14 protein-coding genes, 1 tRNA gene and 1 pseudogene are annotated in these 25629 nt (G+C 38.9%); 9 read left to right on the top strand and 7 right to left on the bottom strand.

Going from position 1 to position 25629, the window contains the following annotated elements:
- Positions 1 to 695: 695 nt before the first annotated feature.
- Positions 696 to 2501: a translation elongation factor 4 gene (gene lepA / locus ACFIKY_RS01895; protein ID WP_012754493.1), complete on the top strand. Its 1806-nt coding sequence runs from the start codon at positions 696 to 698 to the stop codon at positions 2499 to 2501.
- A gap of 167 nt (positions 2502 to 2668) precedes the next feature.
- Here the strand turns inward: lepA and ACFIKY_RS01890 are convergent, their stop codons facing one another.
- Positions 2669 to 2839 (bottom strand): hypothetical protein, encoded by a 171-nt coding sequence (locus tag ACFIKY_RS01890; protein WP_375635403.1) that lies wholly within the window; start codon positions 2837 to 2839, stop codon positions 2669 to 2671.
- A 240-nt stretch (positions 2840 to 3079) separates the two neighbouring features.
- Positions 3080 to 3928: a 2,3,4,5-tetrahydropyridine-2,6-dicarboxylate N-succinyltransferase gene (gene dapD, locus ACFIKY_RS01885; protein WP_375635404.1), complete on the bottom strand. Its 849-nt coding sequence runs from the start codon at positions 3926 to 3928 to the stop codon at positions 3080 to 3082.
- Between the two features lie 106 nt (positions 3929 to 4034).
- Here dapD and ACFIKY_RS01880 point away from each other — a divergent pair, with 106 nt between their 5' ends.
- Positions 4035 to 4898: an LOG family protein gene (locus ACFIKY_RS01880; RefSeq protein WP_375635405.1), complete on the top strand. Its 864-nt coding sequence runs from the start codon at positions 4035 to 4037 to the stop codon at positions 4896 to 4898.
- Positions 4899 to 4930: 32 nt separating this feature from the next.
- On the opposite strand, the gene truA is transcribed toward ACFIKY_RS01880, so the two are convergent.
- From truA to def, 3 genes are read right to left on the bottom strand one after another with little or no spacing between them, the layout of a single operon-like run.
- A complete protein-coding gene (gene truA, locus ACFIKY_RS01875) occupies positions 4931 to 5674 on the bottom strand; it encodes a tRNA pseudouridine(38-40) synthase TruA (protein ID WP_375635406.1) in 744 nt (247 codons plus the stop codon).
- Between the two features lies 1 nt (position 5675).
- Complete coding sequence (gene fmt, locus ACFIKY_RS01870; RefSeq protein ID WP_375635407.1) at positions 5676 to 6605, bottom strand: methionyl-tRNA formyltransferase; 930 nt, start codon at positions 6603 to 6605, stop codon at positions 5676 to 5678.
- Positions 6605 to 7141, bottom strand: a complete 537-nt coding sequence (gene def / locus ACFIKY_RS01865) for a peptide deformylase (RefSeq protein WP_375635408.1) — start codon at positions 7139 to 7141, stop codon at positions 6605 to 6607. Before def ends, fmt begins: the two co-directional genes overlap by 1 nt.
- A gap of 90 nt (positions 7142 to 7231) precedes the next feature.
- On the opposite strand from def, the gene ACFIKY_RS01860 reads away from it, so the two are divergent.
- Both ACFIKY_RS01860 and ACFIKY_RS01855 read left to right on the top strand, forming a co-directional pair.
- Positions 7232 to 8413 carry a DNA recombination protein RmuC gene (locus ACFIKY_RS01860; protein WP_375635409.1) on the top strand — a complete coding sequence of 394 codons (1182 nt, stop codon included), beginning with the start codon at positions 7232 to 7234 and terminating at the stop codon, positions 8411 to 8413.
- A 111-nt stretch (positions 8414 to 8524) separates the two neighbouring features.
- Positions 8525 to 9112 carry a hypothetical protein gene (locus ACFIKY_RS01855; protein ID WP_375635410.1) on the top strand — a complete coding sequence of 196 codons (588 nt, stop codon included), beginning with the start codon at positions 8525 to 8527 and terminating at the stop codon, positions 9110 to 9112.
- Between the two features lie 1187 nt (positions 9113 to 10299).
- Here ACFIKY_RS01855 and ACFIKY_RS01850 read toward each other — a convergent pair.
- Both ACFIKY_RS01850 and ACFIKY_RS01845 read right to left on the bottom strand, forming a co-directional pair.
- Positions 10300 to 10375, bottom strand: a tRNA-Ala gene (locus ACFIKY_RS01850).
- 117 nt (positions 10376 to 10492) lie between these two features.
- Positions 10493 to 10873: a TIGR02300 family protein gene (locus ACFIKY_RS01845; protein ID WP_375635411.1), complete on the bottom strand. Its 381-nt coding sequence runs from the start codon at positions 10871 to 10873 to the stop codon at positions 10493 to 10495.
- A gap of 187 nt (positions 10874 to 11060) precedes the next feature.
- On the opposite strand from ACFIKY_RS01845, the gene aroA reads away from it, so the two are divergent.
- From aroA to pncB, 5 genes and pseudogenes are all read left to right on the top strand, one after another.
- Entirely contained in the window at positions 11061 to 12389 is a 1329-nt protein-coding gene (aroA, locus tag ACFIKY_RS01840) for a 3-phosphoshikimate 1-carboxyvinyltransferase (RefSeq protein ID WP_375635412.1), read from the top strand.
- A complete protein-coding gene (cmk, locus tag ACFIKY_RS01835) occupies positions 12386 to 13033 on the top strand; it encodes a (d)CMP kinase (protein WP_375635413.1) in 648 nt (215 codons plus the stop codon). Before aroA ends, cmk begins: the two co-directional genes overlap by 4 nt.
- A 131-nt stretch (positions 13034 to 13164) precedes the next feature.
- The gene (gene rpsA, locus ACFIKY_RS01830; RefSeq protein WP_026500132.1) at positions 13165 to 14865 is read left to right on the top strand and encodes a 30S ribosomal protein S1; all 1701 of its coding nucleotides are present in this window, start codon (positions 13165 to 13167) and stop codon (positions 14863 to 14865) included.
- Positions 14866 to 15094: 229 nt separating this feature from the next.
- A pseudogene (locus ACFIKY_RS01825) lies at positions 15095 to 23664 on the top strand (GH36-type glycosyl hydrolase domain-containing protein).
- Between the two features lie 132 nt (positions 23665 to 23796).
- Positions 23797 to 25101, top strand: a complete 1305-nt coding sequence (gene pncB, locus ACFIKY_RS01820; protein ID WP_375632143.1) for a nicotinate phosphoribosyltransferase — start codon at positions 23797 to 23799, stop codon at positions 25099 to 25101.
- Positions 25102 to 25629 lie beyond the last annotated feature (528 nt).

Here is a 25629-nt window from a genome sequence, read left to right as displayed (position 1 = left end):
GAATCGAAGAGGATTGGTGTTTTTTATCTTTAATGGACGGAGGAAGGAGTTGTATAAAAAGTACATAAAAAGATCACTCAATAGAGCATATTTCTAAAGTTTTAAAAATTGAGAAGAAACTCCCTCGATATTCATGTTATTTTATATAAGATTGCTAAAAAAGCAGGTTATTGCGTATAAATAAAAAAGCACTTCCTGCGAATTTTATTGCAAGCTTAAGTGATATACACGCCCATCATATAAATATTATAACATATTGATTTATAATTAATATAGAATTATTCACATTGAATTAGAATCCTGAATACCGTAAAACTTTCTCACTTCAAATCGTTTTCATATTAAATCAATCCAAATCTACTTGCTTACACGTTACAAGAAGGTGGTCCATGTGGGTAAAAACTGTACAAGAAAGGCATATCTCTTATAAACTCTTTCAAGTGTAAAGGATTGTTGCAACATTGGAGGTTGGCAAAATGTGTGATGGTGCCGGTTTATCCAGCATATGAGTCATAAAATAAGATGTGAAAATATCATTTTAGTACCGTTGGATTTAATTTAGCAAATAAAAGCCTCATTTTTTAGGTTATGAAAAGTTGTGTTTTGAGAAGCTTTTTAGGTTTATATTCTTTTGATAGAAGCCGGAGCATAATTGGTCTTTGCGTTTTGTATTATTCTTTGCTAAATCGCCTTATATGACAATAGATCGTAATTATATTCGTAATTTTTCCATCGTGGCGCATATTGATCACGGCAAATCCACTTTAGCTGATCGTTTGATTCAAATAACAGGTGGACTTGATACACGTGAGATGAAAGAACAAGTACTCGATTCCATGGATATTGAGCGTGAACGTGGAATTACTATTAAAGCACAAACGGTACGTTTACACTATAAGGCAAAGAATGGTGAAACCTATATTTTAAATCTTATGGATACACCTGGTCATGTGGATTTTGCTTATGAGGTTTCGCGTTCATTGGCAGCTTGTGAAGGTTCTCTGTTGGTGGTGGATGCAAGCCAAGGTGTAGAGGCGCAGACGTTAGCAAATGTTTATCAAGCCATTGATAATTCCCATGAGTTGGTTGTTGTACTCAATAAAGTTGATCTTCCAGCAGCAGAACCTGAGCGTGTTAAAGAACAAATTGAAGATGTGATAGGCATTGATACATCTCAAGCAGTAGAAATATCAGCAAAAACAGGTTTGGGTGTTCCTGATGTTTTGGAGGCAATTGTTACACAATTACCACCTCCACATACAGGCGATGTTGCAAATCCCTTGAAAGCAATGTTGGTTGATAGCTGGTATGATGCATATCTTGGTGTCATTGTTTTGGTACGAGTGATAGATGGTATTTTAAAAAAAGGCCAAACCATTCGTATGATGGGTACGGGAGCAAAATATCCAGTTGAGCGCGTTGGGGTGTTTACACCTAAAATGGTACAAGTTGATGAGTTAGGACCAGGCGAGATTGGTTTTATCACTGCCTCTATCAAAGAAGTAGCAGATACACGGGTTGGGGATACGATTACTGAAGAGCGCCGTCCTTGTGAAAATGCTTTGCCTGGTTTTAAGCCGGCGCAACCAGTTGTATTTTGTGGTCTTTTTCCAATTGATGCTGCCGATTTTGATGATTTACGTGCAGCCATGGGCAAATTACGCTTAAATGATGCGAGTTTTTCTTTTGAAATGGAAACATCCGCGGCTTTGGGATTTGGTTTTCGCTGTGGCTTTTTGGGACTTCTTCATCTTGAAATTATTCAAGAGCGATTAGAGCGTGAGTTTAATTTGGATTTAATCGCGACTGCACCTTCGGTTGTTTATCGCATGAATATGAATGATGGTTCTGTTAAAGAGTTGCACAATCCAGCGGATATGCCTGATGTGGTTAAAATTTCTTCAATCGAAGAACCATGGATTCGGGCGACAATCATGACTCCTGATAATTATCTTGGGTCAATTTTAGAGCTATGCCAAGAGCGGCGGGGGATACAAGCTGGTTTGTCCTATGTTGGAACCCGTGCTATGGTAACGTACGATTTACCACTGAATGAAGTTGTTTTTGATTTTTATGATCGGCTAAAATCAATCTCAAAGGGTTATGCTTCTTTTGATTATCAGATGGCAGATTATGCAGAAGGGGATTTAGTTAAAATGTCTATTTTGGTAAATGGAGAGTCTATAGATGCATTGTCTATGCTTGTGCACCGCACGATTGCAGAAAAGCGCGGGCGTTCCATGTGTGAAAAGCTGAAAGATCTTATTCCCCAGCATATGTTTCAGATTCCAGTTCAAGCGGCTATTGGTGGTAAAGTTATAGCGCGCGAAACAATTCGTGCTTTGCGTAAAGATGTAACAGCGAAATGTTACGGGGGTGATGTCACGCGTAAGCGCAAACTTTTGGAAAAGCAAAAAGAAGGCAAAAAGCGGATGCGTCAATTTGGAAAAGTAGAAATTCCACAATCGGCATTTATTCAAGCACTCAAAATGAACAAATAATGAAAAAAGGAGTATTTCTCTTATTGATTGCGCTTTTGCTTTTATTAATTGATTCAGGTGCTTAAAGAACACTTTTAAATAGAATTGCGCTGTGCTTCATGTTTTTGTGTATTGCGTAATGATGTCATGCTTCTCACGTAAAACAGAATGCTTTAAACGAAATACATTTATGTTGCATATTGGTGTGCTTGTTTTAGTGAATCATCACTCAATGCATCAAATTCCATTTCACAATGGAGGCTGTGAAAAATATAAAGTAACATACACTGTGAATGATATAAAATCCATTTGGCATCACCGTCTTTACGCGTCATAAAGGTGCAAAGCGCATCTATCATACTCTTTTTTAGCTCAAAATATTATGACAGTCCTTATCATTTGAGAGAATTTTCATTAAAAATATTTTTACTCTTTTCTTAAAGTGTCTCTTGCCCACACACCAACTGCGTTTGTAACACGCAAGGAAATGATAGTGATTAGATTCACTATGAAAGGATTTGAAATGAGAGAATTTTTGTATTCGAGGTTATTATTCAAGTAAAAAAACGATGAAATATTATTGTGAATTAATCTTGTGTCTAAGAACGTAAAAGATCATTAATGGATGTTTTTTCTCGTGTTTTTTGATCAACGCGTTTTACAATAACAGCACAATAAAGGCTTGGTCCTGCTTCACCATTTGGTAAAGGTTTTCCAGGGAAACAACCTGGCACAACCACTGAATAGGCTGGTACTTCACCGATAAAAATTTCACCTGTTGTACGATCAATAATCTTTGTAGATTTTCCAATAAAGACTCCCATTCCCAAAACAGCACCTTCACGGATAATACAGCCTTCAACAATTTCAGAGCGAGCACCGATAAAGCAGTGATCTTCAATGATTGTTGGGTTTGCTTGCAGTGGTTCCAAAACACCTCCAATACCAACACCGCCAGAAAGATGGACATGTTTACCAATTTGTGCACAAGAACCAACGGTGGTCCATGTATCAACCATTGTACCCTCATCGACAAAAGCACCAAGATTAACAAAGGATGGCATCAATATAACGTTGGGTGCAATGTAAGCAGAATGACGTACAATGGCTCCAGGAACGGAACGGAAAGCAGCACTTTTAAAATCGGTCTCTTGCCAACCAGAGAATTTTGAAGGAACTTTATCCCACCAATGTGTTCCATTGATTCCACCAGTAATAATTTGCATAGGATTAAGCCGAAAAGAGAGCAAAACCGCTTTTTTCAACCATTGATGAACATGCCATTGTCCATTTTTTTGTCGTTCTGCAACACGGATTTCACCGTTATCAAGAAGGTTCAATGTATGTTCGACACTCTCACGGATTTCGCCTTTTGTGGTAGTATCGATAGAATCGCGATCGTCAAAAGCTTGTTGAATAATCATTTCAAGTTGTGTGAGATGGGGCATGACGAGAGTTCCGTTAAACAAGTTGAAAGCTTCAAGGTTTATTCTCTATGAACTACGCGAAGAAATGTGTTCAGTCAATAAAACGATGAGGAAGTAGGACAGGTGCATGAAAAAAGGCTGTAAAGAAAAAAGAAAAGGAGAACAAGAAAATTGGACACCACTTCTCCATACGAAGGATGCTCTACAACAAATACATAAAATCTCTAATTCAGCACAAATGCGTTCGTCTACTTATCGTTTAGCCTATATCGATCAAGATTTTATGATGCGTCCAGAGTTGCGCTCACAACGTATTGGTCTTGAATTTTTAAAGCCGGAAATAACCCTTAAAGAATATGATATTCAATCAACAGTTGTTTTGTTTGGTGGTGCGCGTATTCCTGAATCTGGGCAAGCGGCGTGGGCTGCAAAAAATGAAATACAAAAGAAAAATTTGCGTGCTATGTCACATTATTACGATGAAGCGAGAGAATTTGCGCGTTTGTGCTCATTTTATTCTGCTACGACAGAATATCGTGAATTTGTGGTTGTTACGGGGGGCGGACCAGGAATTATGGAGGCGGGAAATCGTGGTGCTTGTGATGTTGGTGCCCCAACGATTGGTTTGAATATTATTTTACCACATGAGCAGGAACCTAATTCGTATGTGTCGCCGCATTTGTGTTTCAATTTTCATTATTTGGGGATGCGCAAAATGCATTTTTTAGTACGAGCGAAAGCATTAGCTATCTTCCCTGGAGGATTTGGGACTCTGGATGAATTGTTTGAGACGTTAACTTTAGTACAGACGGGGCGTATGAAACAGGTACCAATTTTATTGTTTGGCAAAGAATTTTGGAGCAATACTATCAATTTTGAGTATCTATCTGAACAAGGTACAATTTCTCCTACTGATGTTAATTTTGTGAAATTTGTCAATACAGCAGCAGAAGCTTTTGAAGAAATTCGTTCTTTTTATAAACTGCCTTAATGACTTTTAAGACGTTCACTCTTGAAGGATAATTAATACTCTACTTTGGTTAAATAAAGTCCTGAAGGAGGAGCAACAACACCACAATGTTTACGATCTTTAGCATGAAGAGCTGCTTCGAGATCTTGAGCTGTCCAACGTCCAATACCCACTTCCATGAGGCTTCCTGCGAATGAACGGATTTGATGATGAAGAAAAGAACGGGCTTGCGCATAAAGGAAAATTTCTTCACCTTCTCTTTGAATATCGAGGCGGTCAAGGGTGCGAATAGGGCTTTTTGCTTGGCAATGTGCGGAACGGAAAGTGGTAAAATCATGTTTTCCTACAAGCTTTTGAGCAGCTTCATGCATGGCTTCAGCATTAAGAGGCTTTGGCAACCACCACACGCGTTTGGCATTTAAGGCTGGTGGAGAGCGACGATTAAGAATTTTAAAAAGATAATGGCGTTTTACAGCGGAAAATCGTGCATCAAAGTCATCAGGGACATTTTGTACGTTTAAGATTGAAATCGCTTCTCCCTGTTTACGTAAAAGAGCATTGAGCGCATCACGTACAGTATGGGGATGCCAGTTTTTTATGAAATCAACATGCGCAACTTGTCCCGTAGCGTGTACGCCCGCATCGGTTCTTCCTGCTGTTGTTATGGTCAATTGTTGTCCACTAAAGGAAAAGAGTACCTTTTCAAGAGCTCCTTGTACAGTGTGAAGTTTTACTTGACGCTGCCAACCAGCATAATTTGAACCATCATATTCAAGAGTGAGTTTAAAACGTGGCATCTTAAAAAACAGCAGAAATATAAGCACCTCGTAAAAAGGTTGCGCTATCAAGGACTTTACCACCCGATCTTTGGAGAGAGGTTATTTCTATCCGCCCTTGTCCACAATGGACAATCAAAGAATCTGGTTCGATCCGTCCAATTTCAAGAGAAGGACCTGTTGTTAAGCGACTATCAAGAATTTTTACACGTTCTTCTCGTCCCCCAATATTCATATTGCACCAGCAACCAGGAGAAGGAGAGAGCGCGCGAATATGCCTCTGAATAAATTCTGCAGGTTTTGTCCAATCAATGCGGGTCTCTTCCTTTTTGATTTTGGCAGCATAGGTGATGCCTTCCTCTGATTGTGGGGTTAGTTTAAGTTGGTCTTTTTCAAGAGTTGATAGGGTTTCTATCATAAGTTCTGCGCCAATATGTGAAAGTTTGTTTGAAAGCTCAGCAGTGGTGGTGTTATCAGTAATGGGGATGGAGCGAGAAAGAGCGATAGGTCCCGTATCAAGTCCTTCATCCATTTTCATGATCATGATACCTGTTTCTTTATCGCCAGCCATAATTGCACGCTGAATAGGTGCAGCACCACGCCAGCGTGGTAAGAGTGAAGCGTGGGCATTAAAACAACCAAAACGGGGTGTTTCAAGAATAGCTTTGGGTAAAAGGAGTCCATAGGCAACAACAACAGCAACATCAACAGAAAGTGCTGCAAATTGCTCCTGTTGTTCGATTGTTTTGAGTGTTTGTGGCGTAAAGATGGGAATAGATTTCTCTTTTGCTACATTGTGAACAGGTGAGGGGATTAATTTAAGTCCTCGACGTCCTGCTGGGCGAGGGGGTTGACTATAAACAGCAACAACATCATGACCTGCATCCAATAAAGCACGTAAAATAGGAACAGAAAAATCTGGTGTCCCCATAAAACTTAATCGTAAAGCCATTACAAAACTGCTTCCTGCATGTTTTTTTCTTTTGCGCGTTTTTTAAATTTTCGTATCACCATATCGCGTTTGATCTTTGAAATGTAATCAATAAAAAGGCGCCCATTTAAATGATCAATTTCATGCTGCAAGCAAGTTGCCAAGAGATCGTCTGCTTCAATTTCTGTTTGTTTTCCTTCACGGTTCTGGTAGCGAACACAAAGGCGTTTAGGACGTTCAACCTCTGCAAAATAGTCAGGAATAGAAAGACAACCTTCTTTATAAATATTACGCTCATCTGAAAGCCATAAAATTTCAGGGTTGATAATAACAAATGGTTTTTTCTGCTCATCTTCAGAATTTCCAGAGACATCTATAACCAACATACGTAGCGGTATACCAATTTGAATAGCAGCAAGACCAACGCCCTTAGCACTATACATGGTTTCCAACATATCATCCGCAAGTTTTTGAAGAGCTGAATCGACCTGATCAACGGGCTTGGACACTTCCCGTAAAATCGGATCAGGTAAAGTAACTAAAGATCTCATTGGCATAAGTAGAGATTAATCAATGGTTTGTTATTGGTCAATATTGAATAACGGATTCTTGCGTTTTTTTACAATAAGAGCGTTATATTACAATTTATGTTTGATTCGTTTTTTTCCATACTCGCTGGAGAGTTTTTTTCTAAACTAATGCTTTTGCTTTTATTTATACTTGTTTGTTGGGCATTTTTTATGTTGATACATTCTCATCGAAAAAAAGCATTTTTGGAAAATGAAATTGCTGAACGCGCACGTGAGGCACAAATGCAGATGGCTACCTTGCTGAAAACACAAGCTGAAATGCAAGGGAGAATGCAAACGATGGCGGAAATTTTTGGTCAACGGCAGGCTGAATTGAATAAATCACTCAGTGAGCAACTCAATGGGATGACAACAAGCTTAGGCCAAACACTTCAGGTACAGACCAAATCCACTTATGAAAATTTGAATCGTTTGCAAGAGCGTTTAGCAGTGATTGACGCGGCACAAAATAATATTCAATCGCTTACGGGACAAGTTGTTCAGTTGCAGTCCATTTTAAGCAATAAGCAGACACGTGGTACTTTCGGTCAGGGGCGGATGGAAGCAATTATTGCCGATGCCTTACCAACAAATGCTTATGTTTTTCAGGCTGTTCTTTCCAATGGAAAACGCCCAGATTGTCTCATTCATATGCCCAATAAAGCCCCTTCTCTTGTTGTTGATGCTAAATTCCCTCTGGAGGCTTGGAATGCTATGCGTAAGGCAGAATCAGCGCAAGAGCGTCAAGAGGCAGAACGCCAATTTCGTACCGATATGGAAGTCCATATTCGTGATATTGCACAAAAATATTTGATTCCTGGAGAAACCCATGACACTGCTTTCCTTTTTGTGCCATCTGAATCGATTTTTGCAACAATTTATGAGGACTTTGAGGCATTGGTACAAAAATCCAATAGAGCTCATGTGATTATTGTTTCACCATCTTTGTTGATGCTCTCTGTCCAAGTGGTACAAACCATTATGAAAGATGCACGGATGCGTGAACAAGCGCACTTAATTCAATCAGAAGTAGCAAAATTGATGGAAGATTTTGGACGAATGGATATACGTGTTCGTGCGTTACAGAAGCACTTTCACAAAGCAGGTGAAGATATAGAGGGAATTTTGATATCGTCTTCCAAAATTATGAAACGGGCAAATCGCATTGAAACTGTCGAATTAAAAGAGAATCATTCTGAACCAACAAAAATGACAACATTGGCTCAGTCGCAAACATTGCGTTTTGCTGACGAGGAATAAAGCAAAGCAAGCTTCTTAAATATCACAAGTCAGATCATGTTCTTTATTGATTGGTAATATTTTTTTAGTATCTCTATCTTGTTTTATTTCTTAAACGAGAGGAATAGGAATATGCGACACCTTTTGTTTTTAGGGGCACTGGTGTTTCTGCTAGATGGGTGTGCAACAACCACTCCCATACACACGAACAATGCGTGTGCTATTTTAGCACAAAAAAATGGTTTTTTTGACAATTGGGGTAAGGCTTCTAAACGTGCAGAAATGCGCTATGGGATTCCTATGTCTATTATTCTTGCAACCATTAATATGGAATCGAGTTTTCGTCACAATGCACGTCCTCCACGTAAAAAACTACTTGGTTTTATTCCATGGAAGCGTCAATCGACAGCCTATGGTTATTCTCAAGCGCTTGACAGTACATGGGCAATGTATCTTCGCTCTACGGGCAGATCTTTTGCATGGCGTACGAATTTTGCAGATTCTGCTGATTTTATTGCTTGGTACCATCGCCAAAGTGTTCAACGCAATGGGGTGAGATTTGATGATGCATATAGCCTTTATTTAAATTATCATATGGGACATGGTGCTTATGCGCGTAGTGGCGGGCATGTCTCTGCGGCACTTTCACAGGCAGCACAGCGCATGGCAAGGATATCGAGGCTCTATGAACAGCAATTAAAGAGATGTGGATGGCGTTAGGGAAGATTTTTGAAAATCTCAATTAGAGAATTGTTTTGGTAAAATTATTTGAGAGCCAAATTTCTTATGGCGTGATAAGGCTGTATCGTTTTTCTGATTGTTAAATGAAATAAATTGTTATTTTTTAGAATAAACCAAAGAGACAGAAAGCTTTTGCAATGCACAATATTTTGAGAGCACTCTCAATATTTTTACCTCTGTTGTTTAAAAAATTTACAATGAAAACTATCTTCTATTTGGTTCTGACATTTCTCACAGGGCTAAGTACCAGAGATTATTGAATAAAAATTTTAAAATTTAATATTATTTTTTATTTTCATTATGCGTATTGCTGACTGATTATTACATGAATATTTTCTTTGTTAGCGTATAAAAGAGCAATCAAAAGAAATGCAATTCGAGCATCATATTAAAGTAAGAATCTCGAATGGCGTAGGGTTTTATCATTTCAGATCTCTTGAGGTTGAATCAATAAAAACCATTGGCTTGCACATAACAAGCGCAATTGGCATGTGGATAAAAACTGTGAAAGAAAAGACTAAAAATGTTTCTTATGAACATTCTCAAATGTAAGAATTATTGGCAACATTGGGAATTAGCACATATAATGATGGCGCACGTCGCTTTCACACCTCAACCTTTTTTGTGACGTGCAAGAAAACAAAATTAATTGATTCAATATGTTATTTGAGCGTTAATACACCTTAGTATTGAGTAGGTAGATGCTACTCAAAGTAGGCAATTTTTTAATTGGCAGGACATTTGATCAAGCTAAAAATACTCGAAAAAAGTTCTGATTCGCAATAATTGAGAAGAATATTTTAATATTTTATTCCCTCATCTTTGTTTAGGTACTTCGTACCTTTTAAAAAGATATCGATAACCAACATATTATGATTTTGTGGAAATATTGTGATAAAGGTAATTCAAATTTTGTCCTTTAAAACAAGGCGTAAGTTAAACAGCTCTTTTTCTGTTTCTGTGCAAAGCATAAAAAATTATCTACTTTCACGGTTACGACAGTAAAATTTTATAATCCAACAAATGATTAAAAACGTGTTATAATACCGCTAAAATGCAAGCAACAGGCGCTATTGGAATGATGATTAAATAGCGCATAAACCTTTTAAATTGATGCACACATTCTCTATTATAATTGATTCCCTTGATAGAATAGCTGGTCCTTTTGGTGGAGCTAAGCGGGATCGAACCGCTGACCTCTTGCATGCCATGCAAGCGCTCTCCCAGCTGAGCTATAGCCCCTATAAAAACAATTTTTCCCAAAAGGAAAGTATACAGTTTCAGCTTTTCTAGAACGATCAAAATTGAAGATCAAGAAGAATTTACATTCAATGGAAAAGATGTCCTCTTTTACTTCTCTTAAGCATCGTCATCATTAGAAACACCGCCTCCGAGAATATCAGTAACGTCATCATCTTCATCGTCATCATCATGAGATAAAAATGTATCATCGTCATCACCAAGATCTACATCACTATCTTCTAAATCAGGAAGATCGTCATCTTTAGAATCCTCATCATCCTCTTCAAGAAGCATAAAAGCAGATTTTTCAAGTGCTGTATCAAGCTCTTCAGTATCAACGTCTTCTTCATTGTTTGCCTCAGCTGCTGCAACTTCAAAGTAAGAACGCGGATAAGAAATTCCTGTATAGGGCGACACAATAGGATCGCGATTTAGATCGTAAAATTTTTTTCCCGTTTCTGGATCAACACGTTTAGTTCCAAGTTCTTTTTTTGCCATAAACCGTGCCTCTTTGATTAACTATTATTCCATTAAAAGATAAATCCTATGGTGCTTAATCGAAAAATAATGCCTTTGTCAAAGATAAATACACCGTTTCACAGTGATTTTTTCATGACGTCTTTTAAAGCATGTGCTAAAGGATGCACAATTTCATAAAAGTTAGATAGAATTAAATAGAATTTCCATGCAAAAAGCAATCCCTATAACCACCTATAAATCGAGTAGTCTCTCTGGAAAAATTAAAATACCAGGAGATAAATCAATCTCTCATCGCTCTCTTATATTGGGAGGATTAGCAAGTGGTGAGACACATATTCATGGATTACTTGAAAGCGCTGATGTACTCAATACAGCTGCTGCTATGCAAGCTATGGGTGCCTGTATTATTAAAAAAGATGGCTTATGGACCATACGAGGAACAGGGAATGGTTGCCTTTTAGCTGCACAAAAACCTTTAGACTTTGGAAACGCTGGAACAGGTGCTCGTTTGGTTATGGGAATGGTTGGTCCATATCATATGAAAACAACCTTTATTGGTGATGCTTCTCTCTCTAAACGTCCAATGGGACGTATCCTTGATCCACTGCGTCTCATGGGGGTTGAAATTGAAGCAACGCACGACGATCACCTTCCTTTAACGCTTTATGGTCCGAAAATGGCTAATCCGATTCGTTACCGTGTTCCAATAGCTTCCTCCCAAATTAAATCAGCAGTCCTGCTTGCTGGACTCAATACCGCCGGCATTACAACTGTTATTGAACCAGTTCTGACACGAGACCATACGGAAAAAATGTTAAAAGCATTCGGTGCACAACTTGAAATAGAAAAAGATAATGAAGGTGCGCGTTTGATTCATCTTAACGGTCAACCCCATCTTACTGGACAAACGATTCATATTCCGGGTGATCCTTCTTCTGCTGCTTTTCTAATTATCGCAGCCCTTCTTGTAGAAGACTCTGATATCACCATTGAAAATGTTTTGATAAATAACTCTCGAATAGGACTTATCGAAACATTGAGGGAAATGGGTGCTCAAATTGAATTTTTGAACCGACGTCAAACAGGTGGAGAGGATGTTGCTGATCTACGGATAAAATCATCGGTTCTTAGAGGTGTTACGGTGCCCAAAGAACGTGCTCCATCAATGATTGATGAATATCCTGCTTTGGCAGTAGCAGCAGCCTTTGCAGAAGGCAAAACAGTGATGTTAGGAATTGAAGAATTGCGTGTAAAAGAATCAGATCGACTGTCTGCTGTTGCTCAAGGACTCGAAATTAATTGCGTAGACTGTGAAGAAGGTCAAGATTTTCTTATTGTTTATGGGAAAGGTTCTGCCAAAGGTTTGGGTGGTGGACATGTCTCCACACATCTTGATCATCGAATTGCTATGTGTTTTCTCATTTTTGGGCTTATATCAGAAAAACCTGTTACCATTGATGATAAACGAATGATCGCTACGAGCTTTCCAGAATTTATTCCTTTTATAAAACAACTTGGGGGGAAAATTGCTTGAAGCCTTTTGTTATTGCCATTGATGGACCTGCAGCCTCAGGCAAAGGAACCTTAGCACGCAAAATTGCTGCACATTATCGTCTTCGCCATCTCGATACGGGTCTTACTTATCGTAGTGTTGCTCATACGCTTTTACAACAAAATTTAGCTCTTAATGATGAAAAAAATGCTATTATTTATGCTAAAGAACTTGATTTTAATACCTTAAATCCTGCCCTTCTTTCTTCTCATGAACTTGGTGAAGCGGCTTCAAAAATAGCGATTAACCCTGCTGTACGCAAAATTCTTGTCGAAAAACAACGCAACTTTGCTAAAGTTTTGCCTGGCTGTGTGCTTGATGGACGTGATATCGGAACTATTGTTTGTCCTGATGCCGATATCAAGTTTTATGTTTTAGCCAATGTTCAAACGCGCGCCAAACGTCGCTACCAGGAGATTTTAAAAAAGGGGGTTCAAGCAAATTATCATGAAATCCTAGCTCAACTTGAACAGCGCGACAGTCGCGATATAACCCGTAAACAAAGTCCACTAAAACCAGCAAAAAACGCCCACTTGCTTGATACGTCAGAATTGAGTATAGAAGCAACATTTGAAATTGCATGTAGTTTTATTGATCCAATCATAAAAATGCATATAATTGGATAAATTCGTTAAGGTGACTTCCAGCCTCGCGCTAACTTTTTTCCTTTATTCAAGGAAAAAGGCAGGGAGTTGCTTATGTTAACACTAACCTAGCGCTCATACCTTATAACACAAGGTATATATTAGGAGTTCTTATGTCACAATACAATCCCACAACAGCGGATTTTGAAGCCCTTTTAACAGAATCTTTTCAAACCAATGATCTTAATGAAGGATCTGTTGTTAAAGGTCGTGTTATTGCAATCGAAAAAGACATGGCCATTATTGATGCTGGTCTTAAAGTTGAAGGACGTATTCCTCTCAAAGAATTTGGAGCTAAAGCAAAAGACGGTTCTTTGCAAGTTGGCGATGAAGTTGAGGTTTACATTGAACGCATTGAAAATGCGATGGGCGAAGCTGTTTTATCCCGTGAAAAAGCACGGCGCGAAGAAAGTTGGGTCCGTTTGGAGGAAAAATTCAATGCTGGTGCACGCGTTGATGGAGTGATCTTTAGCCAAGTAAAAGGTGGTTTTACAGTCGATCTTGATGGTGCTGTTGCTTTCTTGCCGCGCAGCCAAGTTGATATTCGTCCCATTCGTGATGTTTCACCTCTCATGCATAATTCTCAGTCCTTTGAAATCTTGAAGATGGACCGTCGTCGTGGCAATATTGTGGTCTCACGTCGTACTGTTTTAGAAGAAAGTCGCGCCGAGCAACGTTCAGAAATTGTACAAAATCTTGAAGAAAACCAAATCGTTGAAGGTGTGGTGAAAAATATCACAGATTATGGTGCCTTTGTTGATCTTGGTGGGATTGATGGTCTCTTGCACGTTACAGATATGGCATGGCGGCGTGTTAACCACCCATCTGAAGTCCTCACAATTGGTCAAACGATTAAAGTCCAGATTATTCGTATCAATCAGGATACACACCGTATTTCTCTTGGAATGAAACAGCTTGAAAGTGATCCTTGGGAAAGCATTAGTGTTCGGTATCCGATTGGTAAAAAAATTACGGGTGCTGTCACCAACATTACTGATTACGGTGGTTTTGTTGAAATTGAGCCAGGAATCGAAGGGCTGATCCATGTTTCTGAAATGAGCTGGACGAAGAAAAATGTTCATCCTGGGAAAATTCTGTCTACATCACAAGAAGTAGAAGTGGTTGTTCTTGAGATTGATCCTTCTAAACGGCGTATTTCTCTTGGCTTAAAGCAAACATTTGAAAATCCATGGGAAGCTTTTGCCAATAAATTTCCTGTCAATTCGCAAATTGAAGGAGAGGTTAAAAATAAAACAGAATTTGGTCTGTTTATTGGGCTTGAAGGCGATGTTGACGGTATGGTTCATTTGTCTGATCTTGATTGGAACCGTCCTGGTGAACAAGTCATTGATACTTACAATAAAGGCGATATCGTTAAAGCTGTGGTCCTTGATGTTGACATTGAAAAAGAGCGCATTTCTCTTGGAATTAAGCAGCTTTCCAGCGATAAAGTTGGAGAAGCAGCTGCTTCTGGCGAATTGCGAAAAGGTGCTGTTGTAACATGCGAAGTGATTGCTGTTAACGACAATGACATTGGTGTGAAATTGATTGACCACAACCTTGAGACAACCATTCGGCGTGCTGATCTCGCGCGTGATCGTGATGAGCAACGTCCTGAGCGTTTCGCAATTGGGCAAAAGGTTGATGCTCGCATCACAGCATTTGATAAAAAAACACGTAAAATTTCAGTATCGATTAAAGCTTTAGAAATTGCAGAGGAAAAAGAAGCTGTTGCACAATATGGTTCTACAGACTCAGGTGCTTCTCTTGGTGATATTCTTGGTGCTGCTTTGAAAAAACAAGAACAAGATTAATCATCAATCATTAAAGTTGACGGTGTTATTAAGGTCACTCATTTTAGGAGTGACCTTTTTATTTTCTAAAAAAATTGTCTGCTTATTTTCTAATTATTGCGTAAAAAATTATAAATGCTTGTAACTAAAAACAAAAAGTTTGTTTTTTTGTCTATCAACGGTTCACTATTCAGATAAAATGCTTACAATTTAAATAAAAAACGATGTAATTGAATAACAATGGGACACTATGACGTGCATAATACCTTTCATAAAGTGCTTTTTTTCTCAAAAAGAGAAAAAAACCATTTTATTAATACGGATTTTCCTCTTCGTGCAATTTATAAGGTACGGGAAGATCTTTATAACTTAGGGCATGATATAGCTTCTGGTAAAGAAATTTTACTCCCTGAATATGAAGGAGTAGAAGATTTTCGCAAGAGATTGAATGAAAATGCGAAACTTATTCTTAATGCCTTTCATACCAGTGATTTTGCAGCCCGAAATGATGAGACTATCGCACCGTCTGCTCAATGGCTCATTGATAATCATTACACCATTGATAAAACTATACAAAAGCTACGTCGTAATCTACCTAAGTCCTTCATAAAGCAACTTCCTCTTTCTACACACAAAGCGGGAATACCACGAATTTTTGCTTTAACTTGGCTTTATATTGCGCATACTGATAGCAGCTTTTCACAAGAAACACTCACTGCTATGACCAATGGATTTCAAGAAGTTTGTGCGCTCACAATTGGTGAATTGTGGGCTCTTCCTTCTGTTATGCAAATGCTGCTCATTGAAAATGTCCGTCGTCTTTCAGTACGTATCGAAAAAGCGCGACATATGCGCCATCTTGCTAGTCAAGTGGCTGATAAAATTTCTCTTGTAAAAAATAAAACAAATCTACACTCTCTCTTTACGCAGTATAAACCATTTACTGTTGATCCAACGTTTTCAGCACATTTATTCTATCGCCTACGCAGTGCATCTGTCGATTCAACCGTAGCATTAAATTGGCTTGAAAAGCAATTGAAAAGCCAAGGCAGTAGCTTAGAAATTGCAACAGCTGATGAACATACCCGACAAGCAGCAGATGGTGTGACCATGGGAAATATTATCCGTGCTCTTAAAGCTATAGATGATGTTGATTGGACAGCATGGTTTGAAACAGTGAGTTGTGTCGATTCTATTTTGCGTAAAAATAGTGATTTTTCTGAAATTGATTCTCACTCACGCAATATTTATCGACAAGTCATTGAAAAAGTTGCACGCTTTTCGCCTCTTAGTGAGCTGGAAATTGCACATAAAGTTGTAGAAATGGCAAATTCCACTTCTAAAGATATGCCTCATCATTCTTGTGTGGGGTGGTACCTTGTTGATGATGGTCGTGGCATATTTGAAAAGGCTTGTGGATATATCCCGCCCTTTCTCATAAAATGGACACGAGCTTCCTGTTGCTCAAAATTGAGAGTCGTCGCTATTCCTGTCTATTTTCTGACGCTCGCTCTTTTGCTTGTAATTTACGCCCTTTTACAAATATCTGGCATGACATCATGGATGTCTTTTTGCTTTACTGTATTAGCGCTTTTTCCTGCTATCGATGCTGCTTTTGCTTTATTTAACACTGTTGTTTCATGGTTTGTCCCATCAAGACAACTCATTGGCTATGAATATAAAGAAGGTATTCCAAAACATGCACGGACAATGGTTGTTGTACCTACTTTGATGACATCACGCGATGATATTGATGAACAAGTGCGCAATCTTGAAGTGCACTATCTTTCCAATCCTAAAGGTGCCATTCATTTTGCGCTCATTACAGATTGGGTGGATGCTCCATTGAGAGAAACGCAAGATGATCTTGATTTATTGCACTATGCGCAAAAGAGTATTGATAAACTCAATAGTCGTTATCATCGTGATGAACTTCCTCTTTTTTTCCTTTTACATCGCCGACGCCTTTATAATACAAGCGAAAAATGTTGGATGGGATGGGAACGAAAGCGAGGAAAACTTCATGAACTCAATCGGCTCTTAAGAGGCGATAAAAACACAAGCTTTTATCCTCCCAAGCCACACCTTCCTATGGATTGCCGTTTTGTTATGACGCTGGATTGTGATACACGTCTTACTCCAGAGAGCGTCGCGAAACTTGTTGGAAAGCTTAACCATCCACTCAATCATCCCATTTTTGATCCGCAAAGTGGAAAGGTTGTAAAAGGCTATAGCGTTTTACAACCACGCATTATTCCTTCTCTTACAACAGGAAAAAAAACATCAATTCTCCAACGGGTTTTTTCTATCAACCGTGGCATTGATCCTTATGTTTTTGCCGTTTCTGATACTTATCAAGATCTTTTAGGAGAAGGTACCTTTATCGGTAAAGGTCTTTATAATATTGATGCATTTGAACAAGCGCTTGATGGCAAAATTAAAGAAAATACTATTCTTAGTCATGATCTCTTAGAAGGAGGTTATGCTCGTACTGCTCTGGTAAGTAGCATAGAAGTCATTGAAGACTATCCAACCGCTTATAATATTGATGTTATGCGTTATCATCGCTGGATTCGCGGTGATTGGCAGCTTTTGCCTTATCTTTTTTTCCACCGTCAAATAAGTTCCGTGACGCGTTGGAAAATGCAGGATAATTTACGTCGTTCTCTTACTCCACTTATGTGGTTAATCGCAGCATTTGCAGGATGGACTTTTTTGTCTTTCAAGAGTGCAATCGTCTGGCAAATATTCTTGTTGTTTAGCTCCTTCATTTCTCCCATTCTATGTGTATTAAAAACGCTTGTCTCGTCCAATATAGATCATTCTTTGCGTGGACATTTTCAATTAATTTGGAACAAAACTGCTCTTACAAGCGCTGATATATTTCTTAAAACAACGTTTCTTGCTCATTCGGCGTATTTTATGACCGATGCGATTATTCGTACACTCTATCGTATGACGATTTCAAAACAGCATCTTCTTGAATGGAAAACTTCTGCCGCAACAAAATCAATGCCCAATAGTTTGCGCTTCTATGTTTTTATAATGGCACCAGCATCGCTTATTGGTGTCCTTACTGTAGCACTTTCTCTTTTTTCTGATAGTTTTGCAAGCTTGATTGCTTTTCCTTTTGGGATAGCATGGTTTTTTTCACCCTTCATTGCTTGGATTGTGAGTCAACCTTCAACCTTTCAAGATAGTCTTGATCTTTCTTCAAAAGATGAAAAAAAACTTCGCTCTATTGCACGGCGTACATGGCTTTATTATACAACCTTTGTCAATGCACAAAACAACTATTTGCCTCCCGATAATTTTCAAGAAGATCCTGAACCTCTTGTTGCTCAACGTACATCTCCTACGAATATTGGCGTTTATCTCCTTTCTATTATTGCTGCACGTGATTTTGGCTGGATTGGTTTTGAAGAGACCATTACCCGTATTGAATGTACATTACGCTCTCTTACAAAAATGGAAAAGTTCCGTGGTCATCTCTATAATTGGTATGAAACGGATACACTCAGGCCTCTTTTACCTACTTATGTATCAACCGTTGATTCAGGAAATCTTGCCGGTCATTTGATAACACTCTCTTCTGCCTTAAGTGAATGGGCTGAAAAACTGCCTCTTTTTTTTCAAAGTGATCGAGAAGGCTTATCGGATGTTCTTGCTATTCTTGAAGAAACTGTCAAAGAAATTCCAGATCATCAACCCAATTTACGCTCGTTACGTCAAAAAATCGAAGAAAACATCATTCGTTTTCATGACTCTGTCTTCACTTTTGTAAAACAAGAAAATACGATTCCTTCTCACATCATAGACCTTTCACATGCAGCCCACGATATTGTGCACTTAGTCAGTGAACTTGACCACAAAATTCAAACGATAGAATCTGCTCGTGCGCTTTCTTGGGCTAAATGCCTTATCGATACCTGTAACGCTTATCATCATGATGCGACTGCTCATTGTGATACTGAAAAATTACGTAAAAAACTAAACAGGTTGGCTATAGTAGCACGGCAAATAGCCTTTGATATGAAATTTGACTTTTTAGAACAGCCTAAACGGCATCTCTTATCCATTGGATATCGTGTTCAAGAAAACAAACTCGATGAAAATTGTTATGATCTACTTGCTTCAGAAGCACGTCTTGCAAGTTTTTTTGCTATCGCAAAAGGAGACATAAAACTTAAACATTGGTTTCGTCTTGGTCGACTCCTCGTACCCATAGGTTGGAAAGGTGCGCTCCTATCATGGTCTGGATCGATGTTCGAATATCTTATGCCATCTCTCGTAATGCATGAACCTTTAGGATCTCTCCTAGATCAAACAAATCGATTGATTATTCATTGTCAAATACAATATGCTCATAAACGGGAATTGCCATGGGGTATTTCAGAGGCCGCATTTAACGCTCGCGATCATTTAATGAATTACCAATACGCTCATTTTGGTGTTCCAAACCTCGGACTCCAACGTGGTCTTTCACGCAATGCTGTCATTGCTCCCTATGCCAGCCTTCTAGCGGCACAATATGCTCCTGCTTGCGCTGTCGCTAATTTAAAACGACTCCGTGATCTTGGAGCTTTAGGAACATATGGTTATTATGACTCTGTCGATTTTACCCCTTCACGCGTGAAAACAGGGGAAAAATACGCTGTTGTACGCAATTATTATGCGCACCATCATGGCATGTCTATCCTTGCTCTTAACAATGTTATTTTTCAAGGGCGAATGCGTGACCGTTTTCACCGTGATCCCATTATTGAAGCAACGCAATTGCTGTTACAGGAAAGAGCGCCTCATCTCATTCCTATTATTCATACCAAAGCTGTTAATCGTATGCGCAATAAGTCTCAAGCACTTGACGCCGCTCCTTTGCGCATTATTACAAACCCGTTGCTCAAACCACGAGAAACGTTACTTTTGTCTAATGGCTTTTATTTTACCATGCTAACAGCGAATGGTTCTGGTTACAGTCGGTGGCACGATTATGCGATTACGCGTTTTATTCCTGATGCAACAGAAGATCAACAAGGTACTTTATTCTTCTTACGCGATACGCATAGTGGACGGTGGTGGTCTGTTACTAGTGAGCCAACACGTGTTATTGAAGAAGAAGCTGTCAGCATTTTTACAGATGAAAAGGCTGAATATACAAAAATGGTTGATGGTATAAAATCAACACTTGAATGTCTTATTACATCTGAAGGATGTGGCGAAGGTAGACGTATTCAACTGATGAATACGACAAATAAAGAGCGCCTCATTGAAGTGACTTCTTATGGTGAATTAGCGCTTGCCACAATGGATACAGACGAAGCTCATCCTGTTTTTTCCCGTATGTTTATAGAGACAGAAATTGCTGAGGAAGGTAAAACAATTTTTGCCAAAAGGCGCAAACGCTCACCTAGCGATCCTGAAATCTATGTTGCCCATTTTGTCTCTAGTACAACAGATATTCTCCAAGAGACAGAAGCTGAAACGGATCGCTCTCTGTTTATTGGGCGGGGTCGATCTATTCATCGGCCCGCTGCATTTGACCAAAATGCTCGTTTCAGTAACAGTCAAGGTTGTGTTCTTGATCCTATTATGTCATTGCGATGCCGTATCAAAATTTCAGCATATGGAAAAGCAGAACTTATTTTTTGGACTTTTGCTGCTCATACAAAAGAAGCGCTGCATAATCATATTAAACATTATCGACAACCCGATATGTTTCAAAAAGAACTTTCAAGGGCATGGACGCGCTCACAAGTCGCACTGTATCAGAGCGGAACCCAGCCTAAAGAAGCTATTGTCTATCAAAAATATGCCACATCGCTTATCTACCTTGATCGAACATGGCGTCTTTCTCCTGAAATATTAGCAAAAACGCTTGGAAAACAGTCCGATCTTTGGCCTATGTCCATTTCAGGAGACAATCCACTCTGTCTTCTTAGGTTAAATAACGAGGGAAATATCTCTGTACTGCGCGAGCTCCTTAAAGCACACGAATATTGGCATATACGCGGACTCATTGTTGATTTGGTCATTCTTAATGAACAAACATTTTCCTACATACAAAATACACAACGCGCTCTTGAGTGGGTCTGTGAATCTTATTATCACCACACGCAAAAAGCAGATGAACGCCAACATATTTTCATGCTTCGACGCGATCAAATGAGTGAACAGAGTTTTAAAACGCTTCTTGCATCAGCGCGCATCGTTCTTGATGCCCAAAATGGCTCTTTATCTGAACAGCTTAAACGACTTGATGAGAGTGATTTTGATCTTACAGTTCATAAAAATTATCATGAATTGCATGATCAATTAGATTCCCCAAAGTATAGCGAAGGAAGGCAAGTTACAATACAAACTGAACAAAATTTTTTTGCTTCCATTGGTCTTATTAGCCAACAAAAACCCTCCTCCTTTCCCATAAATGGAGAAGATCTAAAATATTGGAATGGTTACGGTGGTTTTAACCAGTATAACCATTATGTAATACGTCTTCATGGACGTACAACTACACCGCACCCGTGGATTAACGTCATCGCTAACCACAAATTTGGTTTTCATGTCTCTGCTGAAGGTGCAATTTTTACTTGGGTTAATAATAGCCGCGATTATAAATTAACTCCTTGGGCAAATGATCCAACATCTAACCGGCCAGGAGAAGCACTTTATCTGGTTGATCGCCAGTCTTTAAAACGTTTTTCACCCGTTTCTGCTGTAGAATGTGATGAAAATATTGTCTATGAGGCTTGTCATGGTTTTGGATTTTCAACTTTTAAATCGACACATTCAGAAATTGCATTAGAACTGACTCATACACTCGATCCGGAAAAATCAGTTCGCTTTTCACGTCTTACCCTCACGAATGAAGGGAAAAAACTACGCAGTTTACGCCTTTATAATTATGTTGAATGGGTTTTGGGAAATACCTGTACAAAATATGCCCCCTTCATTATTTCCTCTTATGAGGACAAAAGGGGTGTACATTTTATTCAAAATCCTTATCACATTGAAAAATCTCAACAAGTCACATTCTTATCGGCATCTGAAATGCCAACCAGCACCACAACCAATCGTGCTGAATTTATTGGTGCAACGGGAACCGTAACGCATCCAACTGCGATCCGTAAAGCTGGTGCTCTTTCGAATATCATTGAAGCAGGATGTGATCCTTGTTCAGCATTCGCCTATGATATTGATCTTCAACCAGGGCAAACAAAAGAAATCATCTTCTATCTTGGCAGTGCTGAAAATAGGCAAGAAGCTGAAAAATTACTCAATCAAGTACATGCAAGTGATTTTGAAATTCTGCTCACAAAACAAAAACAGCAATGGAGTGATTTTGTTTCTCCTTTCCAAGTCAAAACACCTGACGCTTCTTTTAATCTTATGGTCAACCATTGGCTTCCTTATCAAATCTACGCATGCCGCATCATGGCACGTGCAGGCTTTTACCAAGCGAGTGGTGCATTTGGTTTTCGTGACCAGTTACAAGATAGCCTGTCTTTGTTATTGCTGGAACCACAATTAGCACGTGAACAATTATTAAATGCAGCAGCGCACCAATTTCTTGAAGGGGATGTGCAACATTGGTGGTTGCCTGACACAAATGCTGGTGTTCGTACATACATTTCTGATGATATCGTTTGGCTTGCATATGCAACAGCTCTTTATGTCACTACCACTGGTGATGACGCTTTTCTTGATACGCTCATTCCTTTTATTGAAGGTGATGTTCTCAAAAGTGGGCAACAGGATGCTTATTTTCAACCTATCCAATCCTCAAAGGTTGCAACAGTTTATGAACATTGTGCTTTAGCTTTAGACCTTGCCATTAAACGCTGCGGGCCCCATGGTCTCCCTCTTATTTTAGGTGGGGATTGGAATGATGGCATGAATTTGGTAGGTGTGGAAGGAAAAGGCGAAAGCATTTGGTTAGGATGGTTTCTTGGGTACACATTACAAGCATTTATTCCTTTGGCCAAAAAACGTGGTGATAACAGCCATATGCAAATATGGAGTACATACCTTGAACGCTTAACAAAATCCCTAGAGGAAAACGGTTGGGATGGTGCTTGGTATCGACGTGGTTATTTTGATGATGGAACACCTCTTGGTTCTAAAATTAATGATGAATGCCAAATTGATACCATTGCTCAATCTTGGGCTGTCATTTCTCAAATGGCGTCGCCTGAACATCAAAAGCAAGCAATGACATCAATGTTGGAACATCTCTATGATAAAAAAGGCGGACTCATTCGCCTTTTTTGGCCACCTTTTGATAAAAGCACACTTGAGCCCGGTTATATAAAAGGTTATCCTCCGGGAATCCGAGAAAATGGTGGTCAATACACGCATGGTGCCATTTGGAGTATTTTAGCATTGGCTGAAATGGAACAAAACGATAAAGCTTACGCTTTATTTTCTATGATTAACCCGATTACCCATGGACAAGATCCTGAAACTTATCGTGTTGAACCTTATGTGATGGCCGCAGATATTTATTCTGTTGAACCACGATGTGGTCAAGGCGGTTGGACATGGTATACAGGCTCAGCCGGTTGGTTTTATCGTGCTGCAACACAAGCTATTCTTGGAATACAGCGTCAGGGAGATCTGTTGTTTTTACAGCCACATTTACCCTCTATTTGGCCAAAATATGAAGCAACAATGAAGTTTTATGATGCCGTTTATACCATTAAAGTAAAATGGGGACCTAAAAATATGCTCCATGTTAATGGCAAAAAATATACCGAAGTTCATGCGGGGATAAAGTTACACAAAACAGGTCAGCATGAAATTATACGTATTGTTAAATCTTAGAGATGAAAGATGAAAAAGAGAGCAGACTTTTTTATTCTTGCCCAAAACTGTAGAGTTGTTATATTGCACCGCCTATATTGTCCGTGTTGGTGCATAATATTTTAGATTTTATGAAACTGAAAGAAAAAGGTTATGAATCATCCGGATATTGCTAGACGTGTTTACAATCATACTTGGAAACTTGATCCCATTATTCGTTCACTTCTCGATACGGATTTTTATAAGCTTCTTATGGTACAGATGATTTGGGGGTTGTATCCTAATGTTAATGTTACTTTTTCCCTCATAAATCGCTCTAAAACAATACGTCTTGCCGATGATATTGATGAGAGTGAATTACGTGCTCAACTTGATCATGCTCTTAGTTTGCGCTTTACAAAAAAAGAAATGATCTGGCTTGCTGGTAATACATTTTATGGACGCAAACAAATTTTTGAACCGGATTTTCTTCAGTGGCTTGAGAATTTTCAACTCCCAGAATATGAACTAACCCGCAAAGATGGCCAATATATGCTTCATTTTTATGGTTCGTGGGCTCATAGCTCTATGTGGGAAATTCCAGCCCTTGCTATTATCAGTGAATTACGTTCACGTGCAGCTCTCAAAAAACTAGATCGTTTTGCTCTTGATGTACTTTATGCGCGTGCTAAAGCAAAAATGTGGAGTAAAGTTGAACGTCTCAAAAAATTGCCTGATATTAAAATATCTGACTTTGGGACAAGGCGTCGCCATTCTTTTTTATGGCAGCGCTGGTGTGTGGAAGCATTAAAAGAAGGCATTGGTAATTCTTTTACTGGAACTTCTAATGTTCTTCTTGCCATGGATACGGATTTAGAAGCTCTTGGAACCAATGCACACGAATTGCCCATGGTTATTGCGGCTCTCAGCAACAACGATGATGAATTACGCAGAGCTCCATATCAAGTCTTGCAAGATTGGAACCGTTATTATGGTGGAAATCTTCTCATTGTTTTACCTGATACCTTTGGTACAGAAGCATTTTTACGCAATGCACCAGATTGGGTCGCTGATTGGACAGGTTTCAGACCCGATAGTGCGCCCCCTATTGAAGGTGGCGAACGTATTATTCAATGGTGGAAAGAAAAAGGAAAAGATCCACGCGAAAAACTTTTAATTTTTTCTGATGCTCTTGATGTCAATACAATTGAAAAAACCTATCATCATTTCCATGGCAGAGTGCGCATGAGTTTTGGATGGGGCACGGATCTTACCAATGACTTTACAGGCTGTGCACCTCAGGAAATCGAAACTCTTGATGCTCTTTCCCTTGTTTGTAAGGTGACCTATGCCAATGGTCGACCAGCCGTAAAGCTTTCAGATAATCCTGAAAAAACGATCGGTGATTCAAAAGAAGTACAACGTTATCTCAATTTTTTTGGTAATAAAAAGCGAATTGCTAGACCTATAAAGACGTAGTTTCCGGTTCTTTAAACGAGTATATTGACTCATCATATTGTTTATAAGATTGATTTTTGTCCTGCCCTAAGGATGAGGGTTCTTAACCTTTGCTGGTCTGTAAATAGTTCGGTTGTTTTTTGAGCAGATTCTACTTGGCCTACCACGCATACGCTTCACTTACATAAGGATTCGACAGATCAGACTTAAAAATATTCACTACGCATTAAAAAAATACTTAACTTGCTAGGGAAGTTTAGCCAAGGAGGCTTCCTTATATCATTGTCATAAATAACGGTGTTATACGGCACGACAAGATACTGTTGTTTTGCATGTTGAAAGAGCGTGCGTGAATATCATAAATTTTTTTCATTTCAACCCTTTTAAATCAAGCACACTCATCTCCTTACATGTATGAAGGTTTTCAAGTTTTAAGGGTTATTGTTGTAGCTCGACAGTAGGTTTGTACTAAGTGGGAAGAGATAGGATTAAGTAGGAATACGTGGTAATTTGTTGTTTTTATGTACAATTTTGACCATTAAATGCGCG

Source organism: Bartonella sp. CR127HXZ (assembly GCF_042194555.1).
GTDB classification, from domain to species: domain Bacteria; phylum Pseudomonadota; class Alphaproteobacteria; order Rhizobiales; family Rhizobiaceae; genus Bartonella; species Bartonella grahamii.
This window is presented reverse-complemented; position numbering and strand designations above follow the sequence as displayed.